The sequence below is a fragment of the Burkholderia sp. PAMC 26561 genome (genome assembly GCF_001557535.2).
In the GTDB taxonomy this organism is placed as follows: Bacteria; Pseudomonadota; Gammaproteobacteria; order Burkholderiales; family Burkholderiaceae; genus Caballeronia.
Genome location: NZ_CP014308.1, coordinates 402,593 through 414,247, shown reverse-complemented (window position 1 = coordinate 414,247; position 11,655 = coordinate 402,593). Strand labels below are relative to the sequence as shown.

Genomic DNA, 11,655 nt, shown 5'->3' with positions numbered 1-11,655 from the left:
AGAGGCTCTTACGGCCGGTCATCAACAATGCCGGTGCTTTTGAGTTCGCCGGCATTGAGGTGGATGCTGGCGCAGACTAGATCTGCGAAGGAGGCGACACACATCTTTCGCATGATTCTGCTGCGATGTACCTTAACCGTGATGATGCTGATCCCAAGAGCATCAGCAATCTGTTTGTTTCTCTTGCCGTTCGTCAGCATCACCATTACCTGATGCTCGCGGGGAGTCAATGTAGCGTGGCGTCGCCGCAAAGCACCGAGCACGGATACGACCCCGTTCGTCGGCCGATTCACATGGACCGCTCGATTTACTGCTGAGATTAGCGCGTCAAAATCGACCGGCTTTAGCAAGAGGTTTGCAGCACCCGACTTCATCACCTTGACTGCGGTGCGGACGTCGGCGGTACTCATGAGATGGATCACAGGAAGATCGACAGATAGAGAAACGAGCCGTTTCTGCTCTCCGTTAGCGCATGCACTTAGAAATGAGGAATCCAGTATCAGGCAACACGCGGCTCCGCATTTCGCCGCTGCAAAAAACTCGCTGACAGAGTTGAACTCCGTCATGCTGTATCCGCTCGCCTGTAATGCATCTTCGATTGCTTCTCTGGTTTTTTTATCTTCATTCAACAGGGCAATCACTGTACTGGGTTCAGATTCGCCAGCATGGCTGTTTGGGCTGGACGCGGTCAAGTCGCGAATCGACGAAGTGGTAAAGGTCGCTACTGAAATCTCCGCGCGCGCGGAATTGAAATGTGGTGCGACCATTTACCTTCTCCTCGTGCGAAGCAAGCTAGTGCCTGTCATCAGGTTGAGTTGCAGATATGCTGGAGCGAATATTCTCAAGACATTTGTCAAAAGCACGCGACTTCAGCACTGTTTGGATCTATCTGAGCGTGCAGCCTGAATAAGATAGAGCCGTGATTACATCTGCACATTTTCAATTAAAAGAACTTGGTATTAGCCGGCAAACGGCGGTCCCAAGGCGTTACGCCGCTATGTCTGCGCTATCTTCAAAAACCGCGTCATCCTGGCTATCCAGAAGCCCGAGCACACCCGCGATCTTGACGAGGTCAGCAAATGTCGTTGCACCCATCTTTCTCATAGCGCTCCCTCGGTGCATCTTGATAGTGATCACGCTAAGGCCCAGCGCATAGGCGACCTGTTTGTTTAACGATCCTTTAACGACAGCCGTCATGATTTGACGCTCTCTTTGTGTCAATGTGTTGAAGCGTTCTGCAAATTGCGTGGTGGCAGCTGTTTTTCCCTGCTGTTTCCCGTCCAGAGAAAAGGCATTGTTGACGGCATCAAACAGCTCCGCTTCGGTTGGCATCAAGGGCAATACGTCTACGGCACCGGCGAGCATCACCTGTACCGCGAATGCTACGTCGTGATTCGCTGTGATGAAGATGACAGGCATTTTGTTGCTCGACGACTGCACGATCTCCTGCGCAATTGTCCCGTCCATTCCAGCGACGCATCGACCAACAATCAGGCACGCACGATGAGCTGACCGGGGCTCGTTGGACAGTTCCGAGTAATCCTTCAACTTGACGACGCGGATACCGGCCGAACAGAGCGACGCTCGCAGAAACTCAAAAACGAGTGGTTTTTCGACAAGTAGAAACACAGTGCCTAGCTCGTCAGCAGAAGAAGTTTGCGCACTGCACCCATCTTGAACGACTGGAGCGTCGCCCACGTTGACGCTATAGGGCTGACCACTATCTTGACCAAGCTGACCGCCTGCCTCGAGCTGTTCGGCAGCGCCATCAAATTGAGCTAGCGGTTTCGTCCGGAGGAGGCGTGGCGGCCGGTCAGCGGGCATAGGATCGCCGTCGTCCCGTTTGACGAAATGGCGCTTCGTGAATGAGTCCATGAGCACTCCTTCGGCGCCATGTAGTCAAAAACGATCAATCGATGTTCGCGATTGGTCGCTCGTTTTTTGTTGTGCCGAGCACTGCGCGTATTGCACGTCTGGGTGCGTCAAGCGAGGTTAGCGCTTGAAGCGAGATCGCCGGCTGCATTCGATGAGGGCATTGGCGTCATAACATCGTAGCGGATTAGATACTTGCGCACCCTAGTTGAAAACTGCAAAGTTCTGGAACGTTCTGATGCACGGTGAATCAGTGTGTCGTGCTGGATCTATCAAGGTCAGTGAGTAACTGACGGTAGCGCTTGCCGGGGCCACACATTGCGACACGGACTGCTAGACTAGGACTCTGCAGATTGCGAATGCGACGTGGAGGTAGGTTATTGAGCCGGTATCATCGCCTCGCGGGCGCTTCACCACAGAGTTCGTCTGAGCGTCGGAGCGAGATTTCTGGGCTCGGGACCGGTCGTAAGGCGCGCTACGGCGATCCATTCCGCTGGCGCGCACGTCAAAGTCCGAGAAGGCCACGGTATCCCAGACGAGTTCGTCATCGCCGCGTGAAAGCGCGTGGAACGCAGTTTCCCCTCCCAAGGACGTTCGGCGGTGTGCCATCCATAGTGCTGTGCGTTCCTGGCTTCCAGTAACGCTCTTACGGACATGCGTGAGCCTAGTGTGCTGTTCCGCCGTTAACTGAACTATGTTTGCGTAGGATGTTGGTATCAACGGAACTGGAAATACCAACATGCCAATGGGACGACCGAAGGTGGGGTGACGTTGAACGAAGCCGAACAATCGCAGCTTGCTTCGATGGCGCGCTCGCGCTCGATTCCGGCTGCATTGGTTACGCGGGCACGCATTGTTCTGGCTGCGGTCGCTGGTCGAACCAAATAGCGAGATTGTGCGGCGCTTGCAACTCATGCGCGCCACGGTCGATAAATGGCGCGCCCGGTTCCTTGAACAACGCATCAACGTTCTGTACGACGAAGTGCGGCCCGGCAAGCCCCGCACGATCGATGACGAGCGGGTGGTCGAGTTGATCCACCGGACGTTGCATACCAAGCCTGCCGACGGCTCCATGCATTGGAGCGTACGCACCTTTGCCGCGGAGACGACAATCTCTGCGACTAGCGTCCATCGATTTTTCAAATTGCTGCGCCTCCAGCCGCACTGCAGCGAGAGCTTTAAACTGTCCATCAATCCGTTCTTCATCGAGAAACTGCGCGACGTGGTCGGCCTGTACCTGAGCCCCCAGAGAACGCACTGGTGCTGTGCGCAGACGAGAAAAGCCAATGCCAAGCGCTTGAACGCACGCAGCCCATGCTGCCGATGGGCCTCGGTCACGTTGAGGGCGTCACGCATGACTATGTCCGTCACGGCACCACCACGCTGTTTGCGGCCCTGAATGTGCTCAACGGCGCGGTACTGGTCGCCTGCAAGCCGCGTCACCGGAACCATGAGTTTCTGTCGTTCCTGCGCGAGATTGACAAGGCGGCGCCCGAAGGTCTCGACGTGCACTGCATCGTCGACAACTACGGTGCCCACAAGCATCCCACGGTCAAGGCATGGCTGGCTGCGCGGCCTCGGTGGCACATGCATTTCTCCCCACTTATAGTCCGTGGCTTAACCAGGCGGAATGCTTCTTCGCGTTGATCACCGGCAAGGCCATACGTCGCGGTTCGTTCGGCTCGGTCAAGCAACTCATTAAGCGTATTGACGAAGTCGTGTCCCACTACAACGAGAATTGCGAACCTTTTACGTGGACCGCTTCCACTGACTCCGTCCTCGCAAAGCTACAAAGACTTTGTACGAGCATCAGCGGAACGGAACACTAGGTTGTCTTTGGCTTAGCTGCTGAAACATCCAGAGCACGATTTTCATGTGCATCACCTTGATTTTGATCAGTCAAATTCACACCAATCAACGGGATAGTCTCGACGTCTATCACGCTGTAGTTTAGGTGATCGTACAGCGGGCGCGACCGGTTGTTTTCACTGCCGTCGCAGTGGTGTTTGCATTTGCACCCTCTCACACAGTTCTCCTTTTGGGATCAATGGCGTACACGCTGATTCGCGGAACTGCGGCCGGAACCGTCATCATCGAGATGTTTTTGCCGTCGCTGTATGCGATCTGATTCCGAGTCAGCGCGCCGACCAATGAGACGGACGCAGGTGCGCCGCCCTTGCCCCATTTCTGAGCGCTTCGCTTGACGGACGCACGGTCTTGCGCGCGACCGCGCGTCCGAAGATGCATCCGGCGCCGCTGCCGGTTCGTTGTCCTTGACCCGACCGCGTTGTTGCAAAGCGGGAAGGCATCTGACAGTTGGCTTTTGCAGTTGTTATTGTCGCGGCGCACCGTTGCGAGTCGGGCATGTTAGCGTCGGTGCAAAACCGCCATTAAACGGCGGCGAGAATGCGCTTTATGGCGCGACCGAGGTCGCGCCCAGCACCAGTTTTTTGTCCCTTCGCGGGGTCAAGGATTCGCTTCGCCAAGCTGCGCTTGCCCTTGACCCCGCTACGAGACATTTTGCTCGGGAGTTGCTCAAAAACCGTTCCCGGAAAACTCATGCCCCCGTTTAATGGCGGATTTCGACCGCCGTTCACAGGGCAAAAGCTCATCTCTCGCCGAAGGATTAAACCCGGATGCTACCGCTCGTGGTCCGTATCTCGCGCAGTCACAAGTATCTGTCAGAAGCATGCAGATGCCACTGCCGACGCGTTCACTACTGTCTTCGCGCGCAACCCATAGGGGCAACCGACGCATCGACCCGTTCGATATCTTGCGCCTCTCCAACAGCAGGCAAACTCCATGGAACCAGACCTAGGTCTGATTGTCTGCTATAGCCCTCTGCGCTATAAACAATCTGACATTGATCTTTGGATGGGGACACGGGCTTAAGGGTCGGGGGAGGAATTTGTGAGCAACGCAACAATGCATTCGGTCTGGTTCTTGTTATTCGACGAATCCTTGCTCCTCGACCTGTGCGGACCGCTGCAGGACCTCTCTATGGCTAATCAGGAGCTCATGTGCGCCGGGCTGGCTCCTTATTACCAGACGACCTTGTTAGGAAAGGAAGTTAGGTCCTATTTCAATTCCGCCCGTGTAGAACCAGACGCTCAGGCTCTGCAGAAAACGCTATATCCGCCTGCTGGCAATCCAGACGCCTTCAATACCTCCAGGACTGGTCATTTGAGTCGTTGGCTACCGGCGTATGCACGGCAAATTGCACGGCTGGCTTCGGTTCCTGCCGGTGCGTTCTTTCTCGCGAAGACGGGGGCTCTCGCCAAAAGACGAGTCAATGATAATTCGGCTACGTGCCACAAAGTCGCGATTGCCATTCCCGCGGTTAGGTCCGGAACATTCGTAGTTCATGTCAGAGACGTGGCCGATAGGATACCGGCTGGATTAACGGCTGGAATTGACAAGTCTGTGGCCACGGTCGAGGCGGACCTAGGCCGGGCGATTGCGACGAATCTTGCGAATAAAGCGATTGCGCCTTGCGAACCTGCCATCGAGCGATTTCAGGGCAGCAAAACCCGACGCGGTCAGTTGGTCGGCGATCCTCGAATTAGGTATCTTTGTGTGTTCATTTTAGCAAACCTCAATTCTGATCTCTCTGTGCCCGCACTCGCAGAGAGAATGAACATGAGTCGCCGGACTTTCGCGCGGTTTTTCGTTACGAACACGGGCCTTACGCCGGCCCGAGCGATCGAACAAATGCGTATCGAGAGTGCATGCGATTTCATCGAAGGTTCAGACCGCCCCATCAAATGGATTGCTTACACATGCGGCTTCGGGTCATCGGAAATGATGCGAAGAGCATTCGTACGAAATCTGCGCATATCTCCAAGTGAGTTTCGAAGGCGATTGACAGTCGACCAAGAAGACCATTTGATACGCCGGCAAAAAACAAAACCGAATCATGACCTAAACAGGAGTGCCAACGGCAAGTCAACCGGCGAGACGCTGCCGACAATACCGAATGTGCAATGCCGTAACGCACGGAGATGATCATGAACTTTCGTCAAGGAATGGGAACAGCTGTCATAACTGGCGCGTCATCAGGTATCGGCGCAATTTACGCGGACCGTATGGCGGGCCGTGGGTACGACGTTGTGCTCGTTGCGCGCAACGAGCGACGTCTTGGCGAGGTCGCTGACCGTGTGGGTATGGCACACGGAAGATCGGTAACAGCCGTTATAGCCGACCTTAACAATCAAGCTGACCTGCATCTTCTGGAAGCGCGAATCCGGACTGAGAAGAGCATCACGATGCTCGTGAACTGTGCCGGCTTTGGAGCTGTTTCATCCCTGGTCGATTCGGATGTTGACCACATGGAAGACATGATCTTGTTGAACATCCGCGCCCTGACGCGATTGACGCATGCGGTTGCGCCCGCCTTCGTGGCTCGAGGTACGGGGACCATAATCAATATAGCGTCCATTCTGGCCATTCAGCCAGCGATCCTGAATAGCGTATATGGTGCGACCAAAGCGTACGTCCTTGCCTTCACGCAGGCCCTACATCATGAACTTTCCGCGAGGGGCGTGCGCATCCACATCGTTCTACCCGGCCCAACGGTGACAGACTTCTGGCGGGTAGCCGGAATGGCCCATACGAGCTTGCCTGACGACTGGATGATGACGGCGGAGGACGTAGTAGACGCCTCACTGGACGGGCTCGACCGAGGGGAAATTGTGACTCTACCATCGCTACAAGACCCGGCCGACTGGTGCTCGTTCGATGCGGACCGTCACATATTTTTTCAAAAGCTTCTGCATTCGACGCCCGCGCCTCGTTATCGGAGCTCAAGCACAGGCGCTGCGCGCGCAATAACGGACGCGTAGCCTACGCGCTTCGCGGCGCCACGCATTTGAAGTTGCTTCCTCAAAGGAATACCTGATGTCGACATCTTTGGAGCTTTACGGCGCCAAGACCGGTAATTGCTTGCGGGTCTCAATTGCACTCGAAGAGGCATCGCTGTCCTACAAAATCCGACCCATGGACCTCGCTGGAGGACAGCAACGTGCGGAGGAACACCTCTCGCTGAATCCGGCAGGGAAGGTCCCGGTCCTGGTCGAGCGTCGGGCATGCGGCAGCCGCTTCGTGCTCACACAGTCCAATGCAATTCTTCTCTATATTGCACAGAAATCGTGCTCGTGCCTGTTGCCCGATGATCCGCAAAATCGTGGGCGCGCGTACGAAAGATTCTTTTACTTCGTGACAGACGTCATCGCGCCTAACCATGCGTCATTCGCTCTTCGGGACCGCTCAAGTTCGCAGGCGGCCTCCCTGCTGAACGAACGTGCAATCGCCGCATTGAAATTCGCAGATACCTTCGTTAGACGTTCCCGATACATGGCCGGCGATCAATTCTCCATCGCGGATATTTGCGCGCTCACGATAACGGGCTCGCTTAGTTCTGGCCTAGATTGGCGCGCCGTCCCGAACTTGCAGCGCTGGTTCTATGATGTAGCCGAGCGCCCGTCAGTCCAACGCGGTCTGAAAGCCTTCGATGGCATTTAAAGCAACACATTCCTTGTCTTTGCGGATCGGCTCGACCGTTTTAGGGTCGGCCTTCTCGTCGTTGATCCGCAAAACAAATTTGTCAGGCCAGCAGGAGCGACATGGAGTTGGTCGGCGAGAGTGATACCGACAACGGGACGGGTCTCTTACGTTGAATAATTGTTCAAGGAATCAAGGAGCAGGGCCTACCAATAACCGTATCGCCGCACTACTACTATGCAACAACCATCCATCGTTGGACATTCGGCGGAGCGCTTGAAAAGGTGATGCATAGCATCCGGATGTTCGACCAAAAGGGGCCAAACACACCGAAAGAATCTGAAGGATCCGGGGCGGACTTTTCTCGACTAATACAATCAGAGCGAAGAACAGCGTGCCCGGTACAGCCTGTTCAACCTCGTGAAGGCGCTCGCGAACATCGGCTATGCCAGCGGCGCGACCGGCTGTGAGGACCACACCGATTTGTACAAGAGGCCGTGAAGTTGATTGACCTGCATGGTGCGGGATTTGATCAGCAGTAAGCGCATCGATGCAAAACCAAGGTCGCTTGCTGCTCGACCGTCTTTGGCGCTACATAGCGCTTCCCGCGTTGCTGCGCGGCCATACAAATCGCTCGCGCGTCGGCTGCATCAGTTTCGTTGGTTTGAACGAACGGGCGAGCAAACTTCGCGTGCGGCAACTTGACCTCGTGGGCTAACGTGCTGTCTTCCGGGCGCACTAATGCGCACTGCCACACGCTTCCAAGGCTACACGACCCGCTATTCGCTGACCGAGAAACTCGATCAGCTGCTGCCTCGTAAACTGCCGGTTAACGATTTCCCCAGTGTCGCTTTCAGCCCAATTCATTTGAAAGACGCGTTTCGAAATGTCCAGCCCGTAGGTCGAGGTATCCATGACGATTACTCCCTTTCGAGTGGTAGCGGTAGCAACACTCTGCCACATTGACTCCGTTCGGCTTTGCGCTGTCATCACTCGGGATACTTTCTGGCGCTTATGTGTCGAATTCCCCGTAGGGGGCGGCGTTCACCCCAGCTATCCATCAACTAGCAAAATCTGGCGCACCCCTTGTGGATGACCGAGCGAACGGCCAGCGAATTGAGCCGACCAACGCATCCGGCATCGTGCGTCTTTTGTTGCCAACGCCGGCGCTAAAGGTCAAGTGCACCTTGACGCCTGGGTTGGGAGGCTCGTATCTGTCTCTTGCTTCGATAACACTTCAATTGCAAATCAAGCAGGGCCTCCCTCGCATTTAGTGCGGTCGTCCTACAGCAGCATGCCAAGGGGAAGCAAAGGCCCAATCGGCAACAATTCGAACTTGAGAAGGTTTGCCTTCACCAGAGGAAGTTCGCCTAGGATCTTCCCGGCCGCCTCTGCTGTGTCGACGTTCATCAGGAAAATGACACCCGCCTCTTTCTCACGCAGCCAAAACTGTTCCATCTTGTCCTCGAGATAGATTTTCAGCGTCGCCGGCACTTCCTTCGGCAGAATTTCCAGGCGTTGCTCGGGCGTTAGAGGAGTGAGCGTACCCACGGCCATCACTTTCATGTTTTTCTCCAGAATGGGGCGCGCAGTCTACAGGTTGCGCAAGAACGTCGGGCATGCACCGCATTCGTGGCTCGAACGAGAAGGAAGTCGTACGGACCGAAAAACCATCTCCTCGAACTACGCGACGGGTTCACGCTGGGATGCGGGCCACATGAGACTCATTTGGTCCAAAAACCAGGCAACCAGAATGCCGCATAACTTGAGGAAGCGAACTTGTCCTTTGGTATGTCTATCGATTTAAAATCTTCAGTTGCGCTGTTCGCCCATGTCGGTGGGCGAACGCGGTATCGGGCCGGTCGGTTGCCTCATCCGTCGACAACGGAACACCTTTTCAAATGCGGCCTCGATAATTGTTTACATGGAAACCGGCAGCCTGATTGTGCCGGCGTTGGGAAGCATGCCAGAGGACACGCTACCTCTGGCATTGGGCGACGAACGAGCAATCAGTCCGAGACCAACGCGCTTAACGTCAACTAATTGCCCGGTGTGGCCCGATTCATTCTATCGTGGTTTCTTGATCCGCGGCCTTCTCGGTGCGTTTCAAAGGCTCGCGATGCACTGAGGCGTGGCCACACCTAAGGATGACTTGTTGTTGCACGGAATACTTGTCACAGTCGGTCGCTGGCGTTTCTACCTGAAAAGACGAGGCCATTTCAAACTCATTTGGTTTGTAGCAAGATCATGAGGTGAGCGAGAGCTCGGCGTCAGGACTTCCCGAACTTTTCATCCGCTCGACACGCGTTCGCTCCGGGTACGACCTGCATGGCCGCCGGATCTGAACGACATCAGTTACATATCTAACGGAGTTCCGCGCCAAAATCGCATGGTTTAAATCGTTGGATTAACAATGGAGTGCAAGATGACATCTCATGAGCACGAGCACACCAAGGCGCCGTCAGATATCGAACTGCGGGTGAGAGCTCTCGAATCGTTGTTGGTCGAAAAGCAGCTCGTTGATCCAGCTGCGCTTGACGAAATCGTGGACGCATATCAGCACAAAATCGGGCCTCGGAACGGCGCCGCCGTCGTGGCCCGAGCTTGGGCGGATCCTGAATATAAGGCTCGACTGTTGAGCGACAGTAACGCGGCGATTCTTGAGCTGGGCTATTCCGGAGTTCAGGGCGAAGACATGGTGGTGGTCGAGAACACGCCGACAGTGCATAACGTACTAGTATGCACATTGTGTTCATGCTATCCATGGCCGACGTTGGGGCTGCCGCCTGTCTGGTACAAGGCCGCACCTTATCGCTCGCGGGTCGTCATCGACCCGAGGGGTGTGCTGAGTGAATTGGGTCTCGACGTACCTGACAGCAAAGAAGTGCGCGTGTGGGACAGTAGCGCCGAAGTTCGCTATATGGTCTTACCGGAGCGGCCACCGGGGACTGATGGCTGGATCGAGGAGCAGTTGATCGAACTCGTCACGCGCGACTCGATGATTGGGACTGGTTGAGGTCGGCTGAAAAAAGTGGACGCCAACATTCCGTAGAATTGAGGAATGGAGGCACTGATGAAGCGAATCCCGAAGGCTGTGTACACGAAGGAATTTCGTGAAGAAGCAGTAAAACTGGCAATGACTGACGGAGTGGGCGTGTCTGAAGCTGCCCGTCGATTGTCAATATCGATGAAGACGTTGGCGAACTGGGTTCGCGCCGCAAAGGACGGCAAGCTGGAGAACGTCGGGCAAACCCAGAAACCACTGACAGAGATCGAGGCGGAGCTGAGCCGGCTCAAGCGAGAGTTGGCAGAAGTGAAGATGGAGCGCGATCTGTTAAAAAAGTTTGCAACGTACTTCGCGAAGGAGTCGCGGTGAAGTACGACGCAATTGAGCAGATGCGACAGCAGTACCCTGTGCCGCCGATGTGCCGGTTCCTGGGCGTGTCCACGAGTGGCTACTATGCCTGGCGCAAACGGCCGCTGTCGTTGCACGCGCAGCAGGAGTCTCGGCTCGAAGCGCAGGTGCGTGCAGCTCACGAGCGTAGCCGACAAACCTTCGGCCCGGAACGGCTACAGAAGGATCTGGCGAACCACGGTGTCCAGATTGGTGTTCACCGCATCAAGCGTCTGCGGGCGAAGCTCGGCCTTCGCTGCAAGCAAAAGCGCAAGTTCAAGGCGACGACCAACTCGACGCACAACCTGCCAGTCGCACCGAACATCCTGGACCAGGACTTCAGTGTGAGCGCACCAAATCAGGCCTGGTGCGGTGACATTACCTACATCGCGACCGATGAGGGATGGCTGTATCTAGCCGGACTCAAGGATCTGTTTAGCGGAGAGATCGTCGGCTATGCCATGAGCGAGCGCATGACAAAACAGCTGGTCATGCAGGCGCTGTTTCGGGCTGTCGCGTCGCACCGGCCACCGACGGGCCTGATACAACATACTGATCGCGGTAGTCAGTACTGCGCCCACGCTTATCAGAATCTTCTCAAACAGTTCGGCATGCAGGCATCTATGAGCAGACGCGGAAATTGTTTCGACAATGCACCTATCGAATCGTTCTGGGGCTCGCTGAAGAACGAACTTATCTATCATCGCAAGTTCGCGACTCGCGACGAAGCCATCAAAGAAATCACGGAATACATCGAGATCTTCTACAACCGGCTGCGCACGCAGGAGCGTCTGGACTATCTGTCGCCGGCCGCTTTCACGCAGCGATTCCATTTGAGTAAAATCGCTGCTTAACCCGTTGGCGTCCACGGATTCCGACCGACCTCAGGT

The 11,655-nt window shown here is 55.5% G+C and carries 9 protein-coding genes and 1 pseudogene; 7 read left to right on the top strand and 3 right to left on the bottom strand.

Annotation, left to right across the window (positions count from 1 at the left end):
* Positions 1–8: 8 nt before the first annotated feature.
* A complete protein-coding gene (locus tag AXG89_RS24820) occupies positions 9–767 on the bottom strand; it encodes a response regulator transcription factor (RefSeq protein WP_062173498.1) in 759 nt (252 codons plus the stop codon).
* 220 nt (positions 768–987) lie between these two features.
* On the bottom strand, positions 988–1,875 hold the full coding sequence (locus tag AXG89_RS24815; RefSeq protein WP_062173496.1) for a response regulator transcription factor: 888 nt from the start codon (positions 1,873–1,875) through the stop codon (positions 988–990).
* A gap of 736 nt (positions 1,876–2,611) precedes the next feature.
* On the opposite strand from AXG89_RS24815, the pseudogene AXG89_RS24805 reads away from it, so the two are divergent.
* The 5 genes and pseudogenes from AXG89_RS24805 (at position 2,612) to AXG89_RS42320 (ending at position 8,089) form a co-directional block, all read left to right on the top strand.
* Positions 2,612–3,701: pseudogene (locus AXG89_RS24805) on the top strand (IS630 family transposase).
* Positions 3,702–4,782: 1,081 nt separating this feature from the next.
* Positions 4,783–5,877 carry a GlxA family transcriptional regulator gene (locus tag AXG89_RS24795; RefSeq protein ID WP_144029392.1) on the top strand — a complete coding sequence of 365 codons (1,095 nt, stop codon included), beginning with the start codon at positions 4,783–4,785 and terminating at the stop codon, positions 5,875–5,877.
* Between the two features lie 2 nt (positions 5,878–5,879).
* On the top strand, positions 5,880–6,713 hold the full coding sequence (locus AXG89_RS24790) for an SDR family NAD(P)-dependent oxidoreductase (protein ID WP_062173491.1): 834 nt from the start codon (positions 5,880–5,882) through the stop codon (positions 6,711–6,713).
* A gap of 55 nt (positions 6,714–6,768) precedes the next feature.
* Positions 6,769–7,392, top strand: coding sequence for a glutathione S-transferase family protein (locus AXG89_RS24785; RefSeq protein WP_062173490.1), 624 nt, complete (start codon positions 6,769–6,771; stop codon positions 7,390–7,392).
* 529 nt (positions 7,393–7,921) lie between these two features.
* Positions 7,922–8,089: a hypothetical protein gene (locus tag AXG89_RS42320; RefSeq protein ID WP_162916122.1), complete on the top strand. Its 168-nt coding sequence runs from the start codon at positions 7,922–7,924 to the stop codon at positions 8,087–8,089.
* A 566-nt stretch (positions 8,090–8,655) separates the two neighbouring features.
* Here AXG89_RS42320 and AXG89_RS24775 read toward each other — a convergent pair.
* Complete coding sequence (locus AXG89_RS24775) at positions 8,656–8,937, bottom strand: hypothetical protein (RefSeq protein WP_062173488.1); 282 nt, start codon at positions 8,935–8,937, stop codon at positions 8,656–8,658.
* A gap of 859 nt (positions 8,938–9,796) precedes the next feature.
* On the opposite strand from AXG89_RS24775, the gene nthA reads away from it, so the two are divergent.
* Complete coding sequence (gene nthA / locus AXG89_RS24770) at positions 9,797–10,387, top strand: nitrile hydratase subunit alpha (RefSeq protein ID WP_062173486.1); 591 nt, start codon at positions 9,797–9,799, stop codon at positions 10,385–10,387.
* 57 nt (positions 10,388–10,444) lie between these two features.
* A protein-coding gene (locus tag AXG89_RS24765) for an IS3 family transposase (RefSeq protein WP_119024672.1) occupies positions 10,445–11,619 on the top strand; the annotation gives its coding sequence in 2 pieces (ribosomal slippage) (positions 10,445–10,718 and positions 10,718–11,619; 1,176 coding nt in all).
* Positions 11,620–11,655 lie beyond the last annotated feature (36 nt).

What these genes read in the sequence shown, in the direction of transcription:
- AXG89_RS24820 (WP_062173498.1), bottom strand. Translation starts at nt 767, where the DNA reads ATGGTCGCACCACATTTCAATTCCGCGCGCGCGGAGATTTCAGTAGCG.
- AXG89_RS24815 (WP_062173496.1), bottom strand. Translation starts at nt 1,875, where the DNA reads ATGGACTCATTCACGAAGCGCCATTTCGTCAAACGGGACGACGGCGAT.
- AXG89_RS24790 (WP_062173491.1), top strand. Translation starts at nt 5,880, where the DNA reads ATGAACTTTCGTCAAGGAATGGGAACAGCTGTCATAACTGGCGCGTCA.
- AXG89_RS24785 (WP_062173490.1), top strand. Translation starts at nt 6,769, where the DNA reads ATGTCGACATCTTTGGAGCTTTACGGCGCCAAGACCGGTAATTGCTTG.
- AXG89_RS42320 (WP_162916122.1), top strand. Translation starts at nt 7,922, where the DNA reads ATGCAAAACCAAGGTCGCTTGCTGCTCGACCGTCTTTGGCGCTACATA.
- AXG89_RS24775 (WP_062173488.1), bottom strand. Translation starts at nt 8,937, where the DNA reads ATGAAAGTGATGGCCGTGGGTACGCTCACTCCTCTAACGCCCGAGCAA.
- nthA (WP_062173486.1), top strand. Translation starts at nt 9,797, where the DNA reads ATGACATCTCATGAGCACGAGCACACCAAGGCGCCGTCAGATATCGAA.